The organism is Amycolatopsis camponoti (genome assembly GCF_902497555.1).
GTDB classification, from domain to species: domain Bacteria; phylum Actinomycetota; class Actinomycetes; order Mycobacteriales; family Pseudonocardiaceae; genus Amycolatopsis; species Amycolatopsis camponoti.
Genome location: NZ_CABVGP010000002.1, coordinates 3,176,448 through 3,196,931 on the forward strand (window position 1 = coordinate 3,176,448; position 20,484 = coordinate 3,196,931).

Genomic DNA, 20,484 nt, shown 5'->3' on the forward strand with positions numbered 1-20,484 from the left:
GAGAACGTCAGCATGTCGCAGAACGCATCCGGAGCCGCCCTGCCGCTGTCGGCCGCGCAGCTCGAAGTCTGGTACGCCCAGCAGCTCGACCCGGGCAACCCGATCTGGAACATCGCCGAGTACTACGAGATCGACGGCCCACTGCGCGAGGACGTCTTCACCGACGCGGTGCGCCGCGCGGTGACCGAGGCGGAGTGCCTGCGGGTCCGGTTCCACGCCGAGGGCGACACCGTGCGCCAGGTCGTCGAGCCGCTGACCGGGTCGCCGCTGACGGTGCTGGACTTCGCGGCCGAGCCGGACGCGCTGGAGTGGATGCGGGCCGACGTGCGCCGGCCGGTGGACCCGGCCGACCCGGACGCGGCGTTGTACACGATGGCCCTGCTCCGGCTGGGCGAGGAGAAGCACTACTTCTACACGCGGGCACACCACGTCCTGTGGGACGGCTTCAGCGAAGCGGTGTTCGCCCGGCGCGTCGCCGTGATCTACACCGCGCTCTTGGAAGGCGGCGACCCGGCCGAAGGCGCGTTCGAGCCGCTTTCGGTCCTGCTCGCCGACGAACAGTCCTATCTGGACTCGAAGCAGGCCGAGCGCGACCGCGAGTTCTGGGCCGGCCGGCTCCCGGAGACCCCGGAGCTCACCACCGTGGCGAGCCGTCCGGTGGTCCCCGCGGACGGCTTCCTCCGCCGCGGCGCGACGCTGGACGCGACCGCCGCCGCGGCCCTGCGCGCACTGGCGTGGGAAGACCGGGCGGCGTGGCCGACGTTCGTGATCGCCGCGATGGGCGCGTACCTGCAGCGGCTGACCGGCGGCCCCGAGGTCGTCCTCTCGCTGCCGGTGACCGCCCGCACCACCGACACGACCCGCGCGATCCCCGGCATGCGCGCCAACGTGCTGCCGCTGCCCCTGGCCATCCGCCCGGCGATGACCCGCGGCGAGCTGCTCGGCCACGTCGGCAAGGAGGTCCGCCGGACGCTGAAGCACCAGCGCCACCGCGGCCGCGAAGTGCGGGGCCTGATCGGCCTGCCGCCCACCGACACCCGGCCGTTCGGGCCGGAGCTGAACGTCGCGTCCTTCGTGGAGCAGCTGCGGTTCGGCTCGTGCCCCGGCCGCACGCACAACCTGTCCACCGCGCCGAACGACGACCTCTCCATCACCGTCTACGACACCGAAGACGGCGAGCTCGGCGTCCTCTTCGACGGCAACCCGAAGCTGTACACCGAAGCCGACCTCGACCGGCTCGCCCACCGGTTCCTCGGCTACCTCCGCGACCTGGGCGGCTGGCCGGCCGACCGGCCCCTCGGCGGGATCGACGTGCTCGACCCGGCCGAGCGCGAGCTGCTGGCCCGGTGGACCGGCACCAGCGGCGCACCGGAATTCACCGGCGTCGTCGAGCGGGTCGACGCGATCGCCGCCGCCCGGCCCGACGCGGTCGCGGTGGTCGACGACGCCGGTGAGACCACCTACGCGGACCTGGGCGGCCGCGCGGCCGCCATCGCCCGGCAATTGCGGGACCGCGGGCTGGCGAAGGGCGATCGCGTCGGCATCCTCGACGGGCCCGGCTCCGGGTTCATCGCGGCGATGCTCGGCGTCTGGGCGGCGGGCGGCGCCTACGTCCCCCTCGACACGCGCGCCCCGGCCGCGCGCACGGCCCAGCTGATCGCCGAAAGCGGGGCCACGGCGGTGATCGCGGCCCCCGGGCACCGGGAGGCCGCCGCCGCGCTCGGCGTGGACCCGGTCGTGCCCGGGGGCGCCGTCGCCGGCCGCCTGCTCGACGCGGCGGTGCCCACCGAGGCCGACGACCTCGCCTACGTCCTGTTCACCTCCGGCTCCACCGGCACGCCCAAGGGTGCGATGGTCACCCACGGCGGGCTGGTCAACCACCTCCAGGCCAAGGTCGACGACCTCGGCCTGCGCGACGACGACGTCGTGGTGCAGAACGCGCCGCTGTCGTTCGACATCTCGATCTGGCAGATGATCTGCGCCCTGGTCCTCGGCGGCCGTGTGCGGGTGGTCGGCCGGGAGGTCGCCGGCGACCCGGCGGCGCTGTTCGGCGTCACCGCACTGGAGACCGTCACGATCCTCGAGGTCGTGCCCTCGCTGCTGCGGGCCGCGCTCGACTCCTGGGACGACGGTGCCCCGGTCCCGGCCCTGCCGGAGCTGCGCGAGCTGGTCGTGACCGGCGAGCCGCTGCCCCCGGACCTGTGCCGCCGCTGGTTCTCGCGGTTCGCCGGGATCCCGATGGTCAACGCCTACGGGCCGACCGAGTGCGCCGACGACGTCACGCACGCGCTGCTCACCGCCGGCAGCCCGCTCGACGGGCCGCTGGTGCCGATCGGGCACGCCGTGCGCAACACCCGGCTCTACGTGCTCGGCGACGGCCTGCGCCCGGTCCCGCCCGGCGTCCCGGGAGAGCTGTACGTCGCCGGGCACGGCGTCGGCCGCGGCTACCTGGCCGACCCCGGCCGCACCGCCACGACGTTCCTGCCGGACCCGTTCCAGCCCGGCTCGGGCGCGCGGATGTACCGCACCGGTGACGTCGTGCGCCACCGGGAAGACGGGCAGCTGGAGTTCCTCCGCCGCCGCGACCGCCAGGTCAAGATCCGCGGGCACCGCATCGAGATCGGCGAGGTCGAGGTCGCGCTGCGCGGGCTGCCCGGCGTCACCGACGCCGTGGTCGTCGTGGGCACCGACCCGGCCGGCCAGAAGCGGCTCGTCGGCTACGTCGTCGGCGACGGCGACCCCGAGCAGTGGCGAGCCGCGACGGCCGGACGTCTCCCGGCGCACCTGGTGCCGTCGGTCTTCGAAGCGCTGCCGGCGCTCCCGCTCACGCCGAACGGCAAGGTCGACCTCAAGGCGCTGCCGGAGCCTCGCGTGGACACCGGCGCCGACGTCCGCGCCCCGCGGACCGCGAACGAAGAGCTCGTCACCACGGCGTTCGCCGAGGTCCTCGACGTGGCGCGGGTCGGCGTCGACGACAGCTTCTTCGACCTCGGCGGGCACTCCCTGCTCGGCACCCGGCTGATCGGGAAGCTGCGCCGGGCCACCGGGATCGAGCTTTCCCTCAAGGACCTGTTCGGCGCCCCGAAGGCCGCCGACCTGGCCGCGCTGCTCGACGGCCCGCTCCGGCCCCGGCCCCCGCTCGAGCGCGCGGAGCGGCCGGCGCGCATCCCGCTTTCGCCCGCCCAGCAACGGTTGTGGTTCCTCGACCGGATGGAAGGCCCGAGCGGCACCTACAACGTGCCCGCGGTGACGCGGCTGTCCGGCGACCTCGACCGCGACGCCCTCGAGCAGGCGGTCTGGGACCTCATCGCCCGCCACGAGACCCTGCGCACGGTCTTCCCCGACGACGGCGGCGAACCCCGTCAGGTGGTCCTCGCCCCCGATGCCGCCCGGCCGCCGCTGGTCCTCGTCGAGACCACCGAGGACGACCTCGCCGAAGACCTGGCCGAGGCGGGCGCGCACGTCTTCGACCTGGCGACCGAGATCCCGGTGTGTCCGACGCTGTTCGAGCTGGCCGAGCGCGAGCACGTCCTGCTCGTGGTGGTGCACCACATCGCCGCCGACGGCTGGTCGGCCGCCCCGCTGGCCCGCGACCTGAGCGCCGCCTACAACGCCCGTAAGCACGGGCAGGCGCCGGACTGGACGCCCTTGGAAGTCCAGTACGCCGACTACACGAGCTGGCAGACCGAACTGCTCGGCGCCGACGACGACCCGGGCAGCCTCGCGAACGAGCAGATCGAGTACTGGCGGGCCGAGCTTGTCGGGCTGACCACCGACCTCAACCTCCCGCTCGACCGGCCGCGGCCGGAGAACCGGACGCCACAGGGGGACACGCTCCACTTCCCGCTCGACGCGGGGCTGCACGCGGGCGTCATCGAGCTGGCCAGGACGTGCGGGGCCACGCCGTTCATGGTCGTGCAGGCCGCGCTCGCGACGCTGCTGTCCCGGATCGGCGGCAGTACGGACATCGCGCTCGTCAGCCCGGTCGCCGGACGCACCGAGCCGGTGCTCGACCCGCTGGTCGGGCTGTTCCTCAACACCGTGCTGCTGCGGACCGACCTGTCCGGGGACCCGAGCTTCCGCGCGCTGCTGGCCCGGGTGCGCGAGACCGACCTCGCCGCCTACGCGCACCAGGACGTCCCGTTCGAGCGGCTGATGGAGACCGTCCGGCCGGCCCGCTCCGGCGGCGCGAAGACGATGTTCGAGGTCATCCTGACCTTCCAGAACAACGAGCGGCCCGAGGTCGCGATGGACGGGCTGACCGGCGACTTCGCGCTGGCCACGAACGGCACCGCGAAGTTCGACCTGTCGTTCGACTTCGTCGAGGACTTCGGCGCCGACGGCACCCCGGCCGGGATGACCCTCGGCCTGGAGTACAGCACCGACCTGTTCTTCGAAGACACCGTCCGCCTGCTCGGCGAGCGCTTCCTGGCCGTGCTCGCTTCGGCCGTCGCCGATCCCGGGCAGCCGCTGTCCACTGTGGACCTGCTGGCCGCGGGGGAGCGCGAGACGCTGCTCGGGGACTGGAGCAAGCGCGCGGCCGGGGTACCGGAGCTGCTGGCCGGACTGCCGGTCGCCGTTCCCGCCCGGCCGCGTGTCTACCTGCTGGACGACCACCTCCGTCTCGTCCCGCCCGGCGTGCCGGGGTGGTGGTACGTCGCGTCGGCCCGGCCGATGACGACCACGGACACAAACCCCGTCCCGCTCGCCACGACCCTGGTGCCCAGCCCGTTCGGCAAGCCCGGCACGCGGATGGCCGCGACCGGCCGCCGCGGCCGGTGGAGCCGCTACGGCGAGCCTGAGGTGCTCGAACCGGCCCAGCCGGAGACGCCCGAGCCCGAGGTCGTCGGCCCGCGCTCCCAGGAGCCGCGCAACCCGGCCGAAGAGACGCTGTGCCGGCTCTTCGCCGAGGTGCTCGGCCGCGAGAGCGTCGGCATCGACGACAACTTCTTCGAGTGCGGCGGGCATTCGCTGCTCGTCACCAAGCTGGTCGGCCGGATCGAGGCCGTCCTGCACGCCGGGCTGACCATCCGCGAGGTCTTCGAGAACCAGACACCGGCGCAGCTCGCGGCCCGCCTCGGCGACACGAGCACCCGCCCGGCGCTGACCGCGGGCCCGCGTCCCGGCCGCGTGCCGCTGTCGTTCTCGCAGCAGCGGTTGTGGTTCCTCAACCAGTTCGAGGGGCCGGGCGCCACCTACAACATCCCGATCGCCCTGCGCCTGAGCGGGAAGCTCGACGTCGAAGCGATGCGGGCCGCGCTGCGGGACCTCGTCGAGCGGCACGAGGTGCTGCGCACGGTGTACCCGCAGGTCGACGGCGAAGGCGTGCAGCTCGTGCTGGCCGCGACCGAAGCGGAGCCGGACCTGCCGGTCGTCACCACCGGTCCCGACCGGATGGACGAGGTGCTGCGCGAGGCCGCGCGCACCGCGTTCGACGTGACGCGGGACGTGCCGCTGCGCCCGACGCTGTTCGCCGTCGCCCCGGACGAGCACGTGCTCCTGCTGGTGCTGCACCACATCGCCGGCGACGGCTGGTCGGCCGCCCCGCTGGCGCGCGACCTCGCGCGGGCCTACGCCCGCCGGCTCGACGGCCTGGCCCCGGACTGGGCGGCGCTGCCGGTGCAGTACGCGGACTACGCGCTGTGGCAGCGCGACCTGCTGGGCGACGCCGGCGACCCGGAAAGCCTGCAGGCGCGCCAGCTCGCGTACTGGAGCGAAGCGCTCGACGGCCTGCCCGGCGAGCTGCCGCTGCCGGTCGACCGGCAGCGCCCGGCGACCTCGACCTACCGCGGCGACATCGTCCCCTTTACCCTCGACGCGGACCTGCACGCCCGGCTCGACCGGCTGGCCGCCGAGACGGGCTCGACGGTGTTCATGGTGCTGCAGGCCGCCGTCGCCGCGGTGCTCGGCAAGTACGGCGCGGGCGACGACATCCCGCTCGGCACCCTGGTCGCGGGCCGCACCGACGCCGCGCTGGCCGACCTGGCCGGGTTCTTCGTCAACACGCTCGTGCTGCGCGTCGACCTCGCCGGCGACCCGGCGTTCCGGGAGCTGCTGGGCCGGGTCCGGGAGACCGACCTCGCCGGGTACGGCCACCAGGACGTCCCGTTCGAACGGCTCGTCGAGGTGCTCAACCCGCCGCGCGTGCGGGCTCGCCACCCGCTGTTCCAGGTCGCGATCACGTTGCACAGCAACGAAACCCCGCACGTGGAGCTGCCCGGCCTGACCCTGGGTGGCGAGCTGGTGCCGACCGGCACCGCCGACCTGGACCTGCACTTCGAGTTCGCCGAAGAGCGGACCGACGGCAACGCCTGCGCCGGTGTTCTTTCGCTGATCAAGTACAGCGCCGACCTCTTCGACCGCGAGACGGTGCAACGGCTGGCCGACGGGCTCGTGCGGTTCCTCGACCGCGCGCTCGCCGGGCCGGAGCTGCCGCTCAGTCAGGTCGGGGTGCTCAGCCCGGCCGAGGAACACCGGCTGCTCGTCGAGTGGAACGACACCGAGCGTCCGCTCGACTGGACCGACGTCGTCGCCCGGGTGCGCGAGTTCGCCGGGCGCTTCCCGGAGCGGATCGCGGTCGGCGACGAGCACGGCGAAACGACGTACGCGGACCTCGTCCGCCGGGCCAACGCCGTGACCACCCGGCTGCGGGACGCCGGGGCCGCGACCGGTTCGCTGGTCGCGCTGCTGGCCGAGCCGGGCGCCGGGTACGTCGCGGCGGTGCTCGGGGTCCTCGGCGCCGGCTGCGCCTACCTGCCGCTGGACGCCGCCGCGCCGGTCGTCCGGAACGCCGGCCTGCTGACCGAAAGCGCGCCGGTCGTCCTGCTGGCGGATCCGTCCCACGGGGTGCTCGCCGCCGAACTGGCCGGGGACGTCCCGGTCCTGACGCTCGACGGCGAAACCGCCGACGGCGCGCCGCTGTCCGGCGACGAGCTCGACTTGGCATACGTGCTGTACACGTCCGGGTCGACCGGCCGGCCCAAGGGCGCCATGGTGGCGCGCCGCGGCATGGCCAACCACCTGCTCGCCAAGGTCGAGGACCTCGGGCTCGGCGAGCGGGACGTGGTCGTGCACAACGCGCCGGTCACCTTCGACATCTCGGTCTGGCAGATGCTCGCGCCACTCGTCGCGGGCGGGCGGGTCCAGGTGACCGGACGTGAGTCGGCACGCGATCCCCGTGCCCTGTTCGCCACGGTGGCCGAGCACGGCGTCACCGTCCTGGAGATCGTGCCCTCCCTGCTGGCCGCCACCCTCGATGCCTGGGAGATCGAGGGTGGCGCACCGGCCCTGCCGGACCTGCGGCTGCTGGTCGTGACCGGGGAGGCGCTGCCGCCGCGATCCTGCGAACGCTGGCTCGCCCGGTTCCCCGGCGTCCCGCTGGTCAACGCCTACGGGCCCACGGAGTGCTCGGACGACGTCACGCACGCCGTGCTCACGACCGCGCCGGAGGGCTCGCGGACGCCGATCGGCTCGCCGCTGCGCAACACCGCGCTCTACGTCCTCGACGACCACCTGCGGCCGGTCCCGGCCGGGGTGCCGGGCGAGCTGTACGTCGGCGGGCTCGGCGTCGGCCGCGGTTACCTGGCCGATCCCGTGCGCACCGCCGCGACCTTCGTGCCGGACCCGTTCCGGCCGGGTACAGGGGAGCGGATGTACCGCACCGGCGACCTCGTCGTGCTGCGCGCCGACGACCGGCTGGAGTTCCTGCACCGCCGCGACGACCAGGTCAAGATCCGCGGCAACCGCATCGAGCTGGGCGAGATCGAGGCCGCGCTGCGGGCGCAGCCCGAGATTCGCGACGCGGTCGTGCAGCCCCATGGCGACGAGCTGGCCGCCTACGTCGTGCTCCACAGCGCGCTCCCCGACGACGAGCTGCGCGGACGGCTCGCCCGCGCCGTGCCCGGCTACATGGTGCCGGGGGCGTACGTCCGGCTGGAGACGCTTCCGCTGACCCCGAACGGCAAGGTCGACCGCAAGGCGCTGGTGCCGCCGAGCACCGGCGCGGCGGAACCCGGCCGGGCCCCGGAAACCGAGCGCGAACGACGGCTGCAGGCCCTCTTCGCCGAGGTGCTGCGCCGCGACGTCGGCGTGACGGACGACTTCTTCGCCCACGGCGGGCATTCGCTGCTGGCCACCCGGCTGGCCAGCCGGATCCGCACCGAGCTGGACGCCGAGGTGTCGGTCCAGGACCTCTTCGACCACCCGACGGCCGCCGGGCTCGCCGGCCGGCTGGACCGGGCACGGACCCGGGCCGCGTTGGTGGCCCGGCCGCGCCCCGGCGTGCTTCCGCTGTCGTTCGCGCAGCAGCGGCTGTGGTTCCTGAGCCGGTTCGAGGAGCAGAGCGCGGCGTACACGCTGTCCGTCGCGGTGAAGCTCACGGGACGCGTCGACACCGAGGCGCTCGCCGCCGCTTTCGACGACGTCGTCGCGCGGCACGAGAGCCTGCGGACGGTCTTCCCCGACCACGACGGCGTGCCGTACCAGGAGATCATCGAGGCGACGGGGTTGTGCACCGCCGCCGAGGTCACCGCGGGCGAGCTGGACGACGCCGTGCGCGCCACCACCCGCCGCGGGTTCGACCTGGCCGTGGAGCCGCCGGTACGGGCCACCCTGCTCAGCACCGGCGAGCGGTCGCACGTGCTGGTCGTCGTCCTGCACCACATCGCCGCCGACGGCTGGTCGTTCGGGCCGCTGACCCGCGACCTCTCCCACGCCTACGCCGAACGGCGGGCCGGGCGGGTGCCGGAGTGGGTGCCGCTGCCCGTGCAGTACGCGGACTTCGCCCTGTGGCAACGGGATCTGCTCGGTGCCGAGGACGACCCGGACAGCCTCGCCGCGCGGCAGCTGGACCACTGGCGCACCGCACTGGCCGGGCTCCCGGACCAGCTGGAGCTGCCCACCGACCACCCCCGGCCCGCCGTGGCCGACGGGCGCGGCGACCGCGTGTACTTCGAGCTGGACCCCGACCTGCGGGCCGGACTAGAACGGCTCGCCGCCGACGCCGGGGTCAGCGTGTTCATGGTGCTGCAGGCCGGGCTCGCCACGCTGCTCGCGAAACTGGGCGCCGGGGAGGACATCCCGCTGGGCACCCCGGTCGCCGGGCGCACCGACGACGCGCTGGACGACTTGGTCGGCGTCTTCCTCAACACCCTCGTGCTGCGCACCGACCTCGCCGGCGACCCGACCGTCACCGAGCTGCTCGCCCGGATCCGCGCGACCGACCTGGCCGCCTACGCCCACCAGGACCTGCCGTTCGAGCGGCTGGTCGACGTCCTCAACCCGGCCCGCTCGCAGGCCAGGACGCCGCTGTTCGGCGTGCTGCTGGTGCTGCACAACAACGCCGGGGCGAGCCTCGAACTGTCCGAAGTGGACGCCGAGGTGCTGCCGGAGGGCACCGGAACCGCGCGCTACGACCTGTCGTTCGAGTTCACCGAGCACGACGGCGGGTTCGGCGGGTTCGTCGAATACCGCACCGAGCTGTTCGAAGCCGCGACCGTGACGCGGATGGCGCACCGCCTGAGCACCGTGCTGCGGGCGATGGCGACGGACCCGGGGAAGCGGCTGGGCGCGATCGACGTGCTCGACGCCGGGGAACGCGAGCGGATCCTGGTGGCCCGCAACGACACCCCGCGCGAGCTGTCCCGGACGGCCCTGTCCGACCGGCTGCGGCAGACCGCCCGGCGGGCCTGGGACACCGTCGCGCTGGTCGCCGGCGACACCGAACTCACCTACGGCGAGCTGGACGCCCGGGCGAACGGGCTGGCCCGGCGGCTCCTCGAGCACGGCGCCGGTCCGGAGTCGGTGGTGGCGCTGCTCCTGCCGCGCTCGGCGGACCTGGTCGTCGCACTGCTCGCGGTGCTGCGGACCGGGGCCGCGTACCTGCCGATCGACCCCGGCTACCCGGCCGAGCGGGTCGCCTTCATGCTCGAAGACGCGGCTCCGGCGGTGGTCGTCACCACCCCGGGCACCGAGACGGGCAGCGCACCGCGAGTGCTGCTCGACGACGCCGTTCCGGCGGAGTCCTACCCCACTCCGCCGGACGGCGTCGTCACCCGGCCGGAAGACGCCGCGTACATCCTGTACACGTCGGGGTCCACCGGCCGCCCCAAGGGCGTCGTCGTCCCCGCCGGCGCGCTGGCGAACCTGCTGGACGACATGGTGACCCGCACCGGGATCACCGCGGCGGACCGCTTCCTGGCCGTCACCACGCCCGGGTTCGACATCGCCAACCTGGAGATCCTGGTGCCGCTGCTCGCCGGGGCGCGGCTGGTCGTCGCGGCCCGCGACGACGTCGGCGACCCGGCGGCGCTCGGCGCGCTGATCGTCCACACGGGAGCGACGATCATGCAGGCGACGCCGACGTTGTGGCAGGAGCTGGCCGAGACCGCGCCGGGCGCACTGAGCGGGCTGCGGGCGCTGATCGGCGGCGAGGCGGTCGGCCGGGCGCTGGCCGACCGGCTGGACGAGGTCACCGCGGGCGTCACCAACGTGTACGGCCCCACCGAGACGACGATCTGGTCGACCGCGGCGGACCTGACCGCCGCGCGCGGCCGCCCGGGCGCGCCGACCATCGGCGTGCCGCTGGCCAACACGCGCGTCTACGTGCTCGACGCCGGGCTGCGGCCGGTGCCGGACGGCGTCCCCGGCGAGCTGTACATCGCCGGCGCCGGGCTCGCCCGGGGCTACCTCAACCGCCCTGGCCTCACCGCGCAGCGGTTCGTCGCCGACCCGTTCGGCGCGCCGGGCACGCGGATGTACCGCACCGGCGACCTCGTGCGCTGGGGCACCGACGGGCAGCTCGACTACGTCGGCCGGACCGACCACCAGGTGAAGCTTCGTGGGTTCCGCATCGAGCTCGGCGAGATCGAGACCGCGCTCCTGGCCGTGCCGGGGGTCGGCCGGGCGACGGTGCTCGTGCGTGAGGACGTCCCGGGCGACCGGCGGCTGGCCGCGTACGTCGTCGGCGAAGGCATCGAACCGGCGGACGTGCGCGCCCGGCTGGGCCGGACGCTGCCGGACTACATGGTCCCCGCCGCGGTCGTCGTCCTGGAGCGGTTCCCGTCGACCGCCAACGGGAAGCTCGACCGCGCGGCGCTGCCCGCGCCGTCGGTCGCGGCCACCGCGGGCCACGACCGGCTGCGGACCCCGGCCGAAGACCTGCTGTGCACGGCGTTCGCCGAGATCCTCGGCGTGCCGGAGGTCGGCCTGCACGACGACTTCTTCGCCATGGGCGGCCATTCGCTGCTGGCGACGCGGCTGCTGAGCCGGGTGCGCGAGCGCGTGACCGGCGGCCTCGGCATCCGGGACCTGTTCGACCACCCCACGCCCGCGCGGCTGGCCCGGCGGATCGAGGCCGGCGCCGGCGGGACGTCCTTCGACGTCCTGCTCCCGCTGCGCCGGGAAGGGACCCGGGAGCCGCTGTTCTGCGTCCACCCGGCCGGCTGCGTCAGCTGGTCTTACCACGGGCTCGCCGCGCACCTGGCCGACCGGCCGCTGCACGGCCTGCAGGCCCGCGGGATCGTGGACGACGCCACCCTGCCCGCCGACGTCGGCGCGATGGCGGCCGACTACCTGGCGGAGATCCGGCGGGTCCGGCCGCACGGGCCCTACCACCTGCTGGGCTGGTCGTTCGGCGGCGTGGTCGCGCACGAGATCGCCTGCCTGCTGCAGGACGCGGGCGAGGAGGTCGCGCTGCTGGTGAGCCTGGACAGCGCGCCGGGCAGCGACGATCCCCTGCCGGACGACGAGGAGCTGGCGGCGATCGTGCTGCGGTTCTTCGGCTACGACGGCGACGAGGAACCCGCGCGCGGCCCCGACTTCGCCGGCCTGCGTGAGCTGTTCGCGCGGGAAGCCAACCCCCTGGGCGAACTGACCGCGGAGCAGCTGAAGCGGTGCTTCGCCGCCTGGCGCAACAACCTGAAGCTGCAGGCGGAGTTCGTGCCGCGCACCTACCGCGGCACCCTGCTGCACTTCGCCGCGGCGGCCGAGGCGGACAACCGCACCGCCGCGGCCTGGACGTCCCATGTGGACGGTGCCATCACCGTGACCGGCCTCGACGCCGGGCACGACGCCATGACCGGAGCCGAGCCGCTGCGGCGGGTCGGCGAGGCGATCGAAAAGTACCTCGCGAACGAAAGGAGCGATCGGTGACCAACCCCTTCGACGACGAGACGGGCACCTTCCACGTGGTCGTCAACGCCGAAGGCCAGCACGCCCTCTGGCCCGTTTTCGCCGACCTGCCCGAAGGGTGGGACCGCGTGCACGGCCCGGAGACCCGCGCGGCCTGCCTCGCCTACGTCGAGGAGAACTGGCGGGACCTGCGTCCGCGCAGCCTCGCCGCCAAGCACGCCGAATGACCCCCGCACCGCGAACGAAGGAAGAACGAAGATGACCAGTACCGAAACCTCCACGCGCACCGCCCGGATCAAGGAGATCGTCTGCGACGTCCTGGAGATCGACGAGGACGAGATGACCCCGACCAGCCTCTTCATCGACGACCACGGCGCCGACTCGCTGCTGGCGATCGAGATCCTCGCGTTGCTGGAGAAGGAGTTCAAGGTGACCATCGAGCAGGCCGAGCTGCCGCGGATGGTGAACCTGACCGCCGTCCACGAAGTGGTCGCAGAGAGCGCGGGCTGGTGACCGGCCACCGGGTGGTGCTCACCGGGCTCGGCGCGCTGTCGAGCATCGGCCTCGGCGCCACCGAGTTCGCGGCCGGCCTGCGGGCCGGGCGCAGCGGCGCCCGGGACATCACCGCGTTCGACACCACCGGCTTCGAGCACTCCCGCGGCTGCGAGGTGCGCGGGTTCGAACCCGGCGACTGGATCCGGAACCTGCCGGTGGAGTCGCTGGGCCGGGCCACCCGGTTCGCGGTGGCGGCGGCCCGGATGGCCCTGGACGACGCCGGCCTGGCGCCCGAGGACCTGCGGTCCCGGCGCGGGATGGTCGCGGTCGGCACCACCGACGGCGAGTCGAACGAGCTGGACGAGCTCGCCGCGGCGGGGATCGCCGGCGGGCCGGAGTCGCTGACGCCGCAGCAGGTCCGGCGGGTGCCGCCGAGCCGGCTCTCCACGGCGATCGCCCGGGAGCTGGAGCTGGGCGACGTCGAGGCGACCACCATCGCCACGGCGTGTTCGGCGGGCAACTACGCGCTCGGGTACGGCTTCGACGCGGTCAAGGCGGGCGAAGCGGAGTTCGCGCTGTGCGGCGGCGCCGACGCCATCTGCCGCAAGACCTTCGCCGGGTTCTACCGGCTGGGCACGATCGCGCCGGACAACTGCCGCCCGTTCGACGTCGGCCGCAAGGGCATCCTCACCGGCGAGGGGGCCGGCGTGCTCCTGCTGGAGACGCTGGACTCCGCGCTCGCCCGCGGCGCCCGGATCCACGCCGAGGTACTGGGGTACGGCCTGAACTGCGACGCCTACCACCAGGTGGCGCCCAACCAGGACGGCGTCGCGCAGTGCATGCGGCTGGCCCTCGAGGACGCCGGGCTCGACCCGGCCCAGGTCGACCTCGTCTCCGCGCACGGCACGGGCACGAAGGCCAACGACGTCACCGAATGCGGCGCCATCCACGACGTCTTCGGCGCCGACGCCCCGCGCACGGTGTCGCTCAAGTCCATGCTCGGCCACACCATGGGGGCGGCCAGCGCGCTCGCCGCGATCGCGGGTGCGCTGGCGATCCGCGAAGGCTTCGTGTTCCCGACCATCAACCACGTCGAGACCGACCCGGAGTGCGCGGTCGACTGCGTGCCCAACCACGCCGTCGACGCCGAGATCGACGTCGTGCAGAACAACGGGATGGCGTTCGGCGGCAACAACGCGAGCGTCGTCCTCGGCCGCTACCCGGCACTGGCCGGGTCCGGCCGCGCAGCCTAGTGAGGGAGTGAGCAGATGAGCGCAACGGCGACCGGCGCGGTGATCACCGCGTGGTCCGCGGTGTCGCCCTTCGGGATCGACCGCAAGCATTTCCTGGACGGGCTGCGCACCGGCGAGCCCGCCCGGCACACCGAGCCGGCCGAGGGCGGCGTGCCCGGCGAACGCGGCCACGCCGTCCCGGACTTCGACGTCCGGGAAGTGCTGGGCCGCAAGGGAACCCGCGCGATGGACCGGGTGACGGCACTGGCGGTCACCGCGGTGGGGCAGGTCTTCGACGCCGGGGCCGCGCCCGGCGGCACCGGGCTCGTGCTCGCCACGAGCGGGAGCACGCAGAGCATGATGGACTTCACGCGGTCGTCGCTGCTCGGGGACAAGCCCTACCACGTCGACCCGGCCCGCATGCCCAACACGGTGATGAACTGCGCCGCGGGCCGCTGCGCGATCTGGTACGGCCTCAACGGGCCGAACGTCACCCTGGCCAGCGGCCGCGTTTCGGGCTTGTCCGCGTTCCGCTACGCGACCCGGCTGATCGCCCGCGGGCGAGCGGACACGGTGCTGGTCGGTGGGGCCGAGGAGTGCTCCGGCGACCGGTCGTGGCTCGACTTCCACAGCCGCGACGGCGAACCGGCGCCCCGGCCGCTCGGCGAGGGTGCCTGCATGGTGCTGCTGGAGCGGGCCGGGTCCGCGGCCGCGGGCCGGCCGCGGGTCCTCGCGATCACCTCCCGGGTCTTCGCGGCCGACGACTCGCGCGCAGCCTTGCGAGACTGCGTGCTCGCGGCATTGGACGAAGCCGGCGTCGCCCCGGCGGCGGTGGACGTGGTCGTGCCCTCCGGGGCGGGCGGCCGGACCGGCGCGCAGGAGAGCGAAGTCCTGGACACGGTGTTCGGCGCGGGCCGGCGGCTCGACGTCGGCGCGCTGATCGGGGACACCGGTGCCGCCTCGGCGTGCTTCGGGGTGGCGGCCGCGCTCGGCGAGGCCGAGACGGGCGCGCGGGTCGCGGTGGTGACCTCGGCCGACGCCGATGGTTCCGTCGCCTGCGGTGTCTTCCGGCTGGCGGGGGACGAGCGTTGACCGGCTCGGCGAGCCCGGTCCGGGGGACGGTGGAGGTGCTGGAGAGCGGCGCGCACGCGGACGGCGGCTGGCGCTCGAAGGCCCGGTTCGGGGTCCGCGAGATCGAACCGGTCTTCGCGGGCCACTACCCGGGACTCCCGCTGTTCCCGGGCGTCTGCCTGGTCGAGTGCGTGCATCAAGGCGCGGTCGCGGCCCGGCCGCCGGGCGCCGGGGACCTGCGGCTGGCGGAACTGGGGTCCGCCCGCTTCGTCTCCGCCGTCGTCCCGGGTGACGTGCTCGAGCTGGCGCTGGACTGGAAGCGGGAGGACGGCGGCTGGCGCGTCTCGGCGAAGATCGGCACCGCGCGGGGCCGGGCGGCGACCGTCCGGCTGCACTACGCGGAGGACGCGGCGTGATCGGCGGCGCGGGCGTGCGGGAGCTGCTGCCGCACCGGTACCCGATCCTGCTGGTGGACCGGGTCGTCGAGCTGGAACCGGGGGAGCGGGTGGTCACGGTCAAGGCCGTGACCGCGAACGAGCCGTGGTACGCGACCCTCGGCGAGGACGTCACCGAGGACCAGCTCGCCTACCCGGACGTGCTGCTCGTCGAGTCCTTCGCGCAGTCGGCCGGGGTGCTCGGCGTCACCGGCGGCGCGTCCGGCGCCGGGCGGGTGACGCTGATCGGCGCGGTCGCCGGCGTCCGGTTCCACGGCAAGGTGTTCCCCGGCGACCTGGTGGAGCACCGGCTGCACGTGGTCCGCGTGTTCGACGACAGCGCGATCGTCGCCGGCGAAAGCACGGCGGACGGGCGCCCGGTGCTCAGCGTGGAGCGCATGACGCTGGCGTTCCGGCCCGAGGCGGACCTGGACACGATCGAGGACAACGGGACGGGAGAGGGATGAGCGAGGAAACGGACGCCGCCCCGCGGGTGGCCCTGGTCAGCGGCGGGTCGCGGGGGATCGGCGCGGCCGTGGTCCGGCGGCTGGCCGAGGACGGCTGGGACGTCGGGTTCTGCTATCGCTCGGACGAACGGGCGGCGACCGAGGTGGAGAAGCTGGCCGGCGAGTCCGGCGTACGCGCCCTGGGGGTGCGCGTCGACGTCGGCAGGCCGGCCGAGGTGCGGGACTGGGTGGACCGCGTCGAGGGCGAGCTGGGCCCGGTCGGGGTGGTGGTCACCTCGGCCGGGATCACCCGCGACCAGCCCCTCGCCCTGATGACCGACGACCAGTGGAACGACGTCGTCCACACGAATCTCGACGGCGTTTACCACGTCTGCCGTCCGGCGGTCTTCGCGATGATGAAACGGCGTGCGGGCTGCGTCGTGAACCTGTCGTCGGTTTCGGGGGTGTACGGGAACGCGACGCAGACGAACTATTCGGCGAGCAAGGCCGGGATCATCGGGTTCACCAAGGCGCTGGCCAAGGAGGTCGGCCGGTACGGCATCCGGGCCAACGCCGTGGCGCCGGGGATCATCGACACCGAGATGACGCGGGTGATGACGGAGTCCGCCCGCGAGAAGATGCTGAAGGCCATTCCGCTGCGGCGGTTCGGAACGGCGGACGAGGTGGCCGACCTGGTTTCCTTCCTCGCTTCGCCGCGCGCGGCCTACGTCACCGGTTCCGTTTTCCAGATCGACGGTGGAATCACCGTCTGAGTGCGAAGGAGTCCGTTCATGGCGCGCAGGAACGCGCAACCGCGGTGGTATTTCTCCCTGCGGAGCCCGTATTCGTGGTTCTGTTACCGGGAACTGCTGGAAACCGAGCCGGCGGTGCTGCACGCCGCGGAGTGGATCCCGGTCTGGGAACCGGATCCGCTCTCGGAGCGGATGCTCGCCGAGCGCGGGATCGAGCTGCCGGTGGTGCCGATGTCCCGGGCCAAGAACTTCTACATCCTGCAGGACACCCGGCGGCTCGCGAAGGAACGGGGCCTGCCGATGATCTGGCCGGTCGACCGGGCACCGGTGTGGGAGGTCGCGCACCTGGCCTACCTCGCGGCGACCGACGAGGGCATGGGGCGTCCGTTCCTCGACCGCGTCTGCGCGGCGCGCTGGGAACGCGGGGAAGACATCTCCGACCCGGCGGTGATCGGCGCGATCGCCGCGGGGCTCGGGCTCGACCCGGCCCGCTGTGCCGGGGCGGCCGGCGACGAGCGGCTGCGGGAGCGGGGGATCGACGTCCTCGCCCGGGTGGCCGACGACGGCGTCTTCGGCGTGCCGATGTTCGTCCTGGGACGCGAGAAGTTCTGGGGCACCGACCGGCTCGGCCGGTTCCTCGACGCGTGGCGGGCCCGCACCGCCACCACGCCCGCCACCACAACCGCGGAATCGGGCTCGGATGAGCGGCGGGAATTCGCCGAACTGGCCCGGGCCGTCTCGGATGGTGGACACGCGGGCGGTTGCGGATAGCCGAAAGTTGATACGGTGAGCCGAAAGTTGATAACCGGACAAAAGCCGGTGCACCGTTCAGCGGTATACGTGCGGGTGGGGTGGTTTACCGGTCGGGTGACCGGAAAGTGAAAGGCGAAAGAATTTCAAATACATTTCCTGCCCGTCCGGGACAGGCTTCTTGCCCGTGATTACCCGGCTTCCCCTGAATCGCCCGTGCAGCCCCTTGTCCGCATGACGGCCGTGTGATTTCTTGGACCTCGATCACGGACTGTCGCAGCGGACCCACCCAGCGGAGCGATCTCCGTCGTCCGGGTGGGCTCGCCGAGCGGAAACGGTAGGTGGCCCTTGTCTTCCCGGACCCCGTTCCCCCCACCGCCGGCCAGGCTGGTGGGGCGTCGGAGAGAGCTCGCCCGTTTCACCGCGAGCAGGCGGCGGGCCGAGGACGGTGACGGCCACGCGCTGCTCGTGCGCGGCCCGGCGGGGATCGGCAAGACCAGCCTCCTCGCCGCGGCGCTGCACGACGCGGCGGCGGACCTGCCGGAGCCGGGCCGGATCCTGACCGCCGCGGGGACGCGGAAGGACGCGAACACCGCCTACGGCGTCGTGCGGGACCTGTTCGCGCCCTTGGCACCGGAGGAGTCCTTGCTGCAGGGCAGCGCCCGGTTCGCCCGGCACGCGCTGAGCACGGACGCGGCGGCCTCGGCGCCCGCCGTGAGCTCCTTCGCCGTGCAGCACGGGCTGTACTGGCTGGCCGCGTCGCTCGCGACCCCGGGACCGCTCGTCCTGGTCGTCGACGACGTCCAGTGGTGCGACGAAAGTTCACTGCGCTGGCTGGAGTACCTGGTGCGCCGGGCCGGGGACCTCCCGCTGCTCGTGGTGCTGGCGCAGCGGAGCGGGACGGCGGCCGACGGTACTCTCGCCGAGATCGCGGGGGCGCACGACACGCGGACCCTCGACCTCGGCCCGCTGCCGCTCGACGCGGTGGCCGAGCTGATCCCGGAACCCCTGGCCACGCCGGACGGCCTGTTCGCCCGCACGTGCCTCGCCGAGACCGGCGGGAACCCGTTGCTGCTGCGGCGGATGCTCGGCGAGCTCTCCCGCGCGCGGACCGGCGACGAGCCGGTGTCGCTGTCGTCGGTCGCCGGTTCGGGCCGCGCCGTCCTGGCGACCTCGACCCTCGACCGGCTCTCGGCGCCCACCCGCGCCGTCGCCATGGCCGTCGCGGTGCTCGGGAACGACGAACCGGACCTGCTCGCGAAGCTCGCGGAGGTACCCGGCGCCGTCGTGTCGGCGGCCCTGGAGACGTTGCAGGCGCACGAGATTCTGCTCGACGGCACCCGGGAGTTCGTGCACGAGCTGGTCCGGGCCGCGATCCTCGACGCCGGGGGCGCCGGCGAGCCCGCGCGGTGGCGCCGCCGCGCCGCCCGGCTGCTCAGCGACGCGGGCCGGCCGGCCGAGGAGGTGGCGGGGCACCTGCTCCTGCTGCCGGAGCTCGACGAGGAGTGGATGGCCGGCATCATGCGGGAGGCGGCGAAGAGCGCCACCGGCCGCGGCGCGCCCGGCACCGCCGCGCGGTACCTGAAGCGGGCACTGGCCTTCCACCCGCACGACGTCGGCCTGCTGCTGGAGCTGGCGGCCGCGCTGGCGCCGGCGGAACCGTTCGCGGCGTTCGAGCTGCTGGAGCGGGCGCGGGTGCTGGCCACGGACGTGCGGGAGCGGGCGCGGATCGCCGTCCGGCTCGGCATGGTCGCCCTGGCCGTCCAGCGCGCGCCGGAGGCGGTGACCGTGCTGCGCGACGTCGCCGGCGAGCTGGACACCCGGCTCGGCGAACCGCGGTCCGTGGCCGACGCGGGACTGCGCACGCTCGTCGAGTCGATGGCGCTGATCACCGGGCTCGACGAGAAGGGCACGGTGCCCGCCGCGCTCGCCCGCGTCCGCGAGCAGCCCACCCCGGCCGGGGACGATCCGGCCGAGTGCCAGCTGCTCGGGATGCGGGCGGCGGCGCGGGCGCTGGAAGGCGATTCGGCGGCGACGGTGGCCGCGGAGGCGACCCGGGCGCTGCGCGTCGACCCGGCCGGGCTGGGTGGCTGGGCGGCGCTGGGGGCGGGGCTGGCGCTCCAGCTCGCCGACGAGCTGAAACCCGCGCAGGACGCGCTGGGCCGGCTGATCGAGCACGCGAGCGGCGCCGGGGACGCGTGGACGTACTGTCTCGCGCAGTGCACGCGCGCGATGTTCTGGCACTGGGCGGGCGACCTGACCGAGGCCGGGGCGGACGCGCAGGTCAGCTTCGACCTGGCCCACCAGGAGTCCTGGGGCGAGACGACCACGATGCCGCGGATCGCGCTGGCGACGGTGCTGGTCCCGCGCGGCGACGCGGCCCGTGCCGAGGAGCTGCTCGACGGCATCACCCGTCCCCGCCTCGACCGCTTCGCGCTGGAGTACCACTGGTACCTGATGGCGCGGGCCCAGGCGCGCGCGGCCCTCGGTGACTCGGACGGCGCGCTGCGGCACTTGCGTACGTGCGGCGAGAGCCTGGCCGGCGCGGGGATGGCGAACCCGGTCTTCGCGCCGTGGTGGCTGGAAGGCGCGTGCCTGCTGGCCGACCTTGGTCGCCTTTCGGAGGGCCGGGAACTGGCCGAGCACGGCCAGTCGCTGGCCGCGCGGTGGGGCACACCCCGGGCGGTGGGTATGGGTTTGCTGGCGGCCGGTGTCACGACGGACGGCGACCGGGGAGTCGAGCTGCTCACCGAGGCGGCGCGAATCTTCGAGGGCGGCCCGGGTCCGCGCGAGCACCAGCGCGCGGAGTACTCGCTGGGCCGGGCGTTGCTGGCCCGCGACGACCGCCGGGGCGCGCGAGAGCACCTGCGCCGCGCGGCCGACGGCTGCACCCGCACGGGCGACCGGCACCTGCTCGACGCGGCCCGCGCGGCCCTCCTCGCGGCGGGCGGCCGCCCGGGCCCCCAGGGAGGATCGGCCCTGGACACGCTGACCGGCAGCGAGCGCCGAGTGGCCGAGCTGGCCGCCGGCGGCGACGGCAACCGCGCGATAGCGGAGGCACTGTTCGTCACGGTGCGCACGGTGGAGATGCACTTGACGAGCGTGTACAAGAAGCTGAACGTGGGAGGCCGCGCCGATTTGGCGGCGGAGCTGAACCGGCGGGACGCCCGATGAG

10 protein-coding genes are annotated in these 20,484 nt (G+C 74.2%); all 10 read left to right on the forward strand.

The features are described 5' to 3' along the window. Positions 1-12 precede the first annotated feature (12 nt). The 10 genes from AA23TX_RS35200 (at position 13) to AA23TX_RS35245 (ending at position 20,483) form a co-directional block, all read left to right on the forward strand. The gene (locus tag AA23TX_RS35200; RefSeq protein WP_155547002.1) at positions 13-12,150 is read left to right on the forward strand and encodes a non-ribosomal peptide synthetase; all 12,138 of its coding nucleotides are present in this window, start codon (positions 13-15) and stop codon (positions 12,148-12,150) included. Next, on the forward strand, positions 12,147-12,356 hold the full coding sequence (locus AA23TX_RS35205) for an MbtH family protein (protein WP_155547003.1): 210 nt from the start codon (positions 12,147-12,149) through the stop codon (positions 12,354-12,356). Before AA23TX_RS35200 ends, AA23TX_RS35205 begins: the two co-directional genes overlap by 4 nt. A 31-nt stretch (positions 12,357-12,387) precedes the next feature. Continuing rightward, complete coding sequence (locus AA23TX_RS35210; protein ID WP_155547004.1) at positions 12,388-12,642, forward strand: phosphopantetheine-binding protein; 255 nt, start codon at positions 12,388-12,390, stop codon at positions 12,640-12,642. Next, the gene (locus AA23TX_RS35215) at positions 12,639-13,877 is read left to right on the forward strand and encodes a beta-ketoacyl-[acyl-carrier-protein] synthase family protein (protein ID WP_230862906.1); all 1,239 of its coding nucleotides are present in this window, start codon (positions 12,639-12,641) and stop codon (positions 13,875-13,877) included. Before AA23TX_RS35210 ends, AA23TX_RS35215 begins: the two co-directional genes overlap by 4 nt. 15 nt (positions 13,878-13,892) lie before the next feature. Continuing rightward, positions 13,893-14,948: a beta-ketoacyl synthase N-terminal-like domain-containing protein gene (locus AA23TX_RS35220; RefSeq protein ID WP_155547005.1), complete on the forward strand. Its 1,056-nt coding sequence runs from the start codon at positions 13,893-13,895 to the stop codon at positions 14,946-14,948. Beyond that, positions 14,945-15,343 carry a 3-hydroxyacyl-ACP dehydratase FabZ family protein gene (locus tag AA23TX_RS35225; protein WP_155547006.1) on the forward strand — a complete coding sequence of 133 codons (399 nt, stop codon included), beginning with the start codon at positions 14,945-14,947 and terminating at the stop codon, positions 15,341-15,343. The genes AA23TX_RS35220 and AA23TX_RS35225 overlap by 4 nt, the downstream gene beginning before the upstream one ends. Continuing rightward, a complete protein-coding gene (locus AA23TX_RS35230) occupies positions 15,340-15,828 on the forward strand; it encodes a 3-hydroxyacyl-ACP dehydratase FabZ family protein (RefSeq protein ID WP_155547007.1) in 489 nt (162 codons plus the stop codon). The genes AA23TX_RS35225 and AA23TX_RS35230 overlap by 4 nt, the downstream gene beginning before the upstream one ends. Beyond that, a complete protein-coding gene (fabG, locus tag AA23TX_RS35235) occupies positions 15,825-16,580 on the forward strand; it encodes a 3-oxoacyl-[acyl-carrier-protein] reductase (RefSeq protein WP_155547008.1) in 756 nt (251 codons plus the stop codon). The genes AA23TX_RS35230 and fabG overlap by 4 nt, the downstream gene beginning before the upstream one ends. An 18-nt stretch (positions 16,581-16,598) precedes the next feature. After that, positions 16,599-17,330: a 2-hydroxychromene-2-carboxylate isomerase gene (locus tag AA23TX_RS35240; protein WP_155547009.1), complete on the forward strand. Its 732-nt coding sequence runs from the start codon at positions 16,599-16,601 to the stop codon at positions 17,328-17,330. Positions 17,331-17,699: 369 nt separating this feature from the next. Beyond that, positions 17,700-20,483: a helix-turn-helix transcriptional regulator gene (locus tag AA23TX_RS35245; protein ID WP_155547010.1), complete on the forward strand. Its 2,784-nt coding sequence runs from the start codon at positions 17,700-17,702 to the stop codon at positions 20,481-20,483. The last annotated feature ends 1 nt before the right edge of the window (position 20,484 follow it).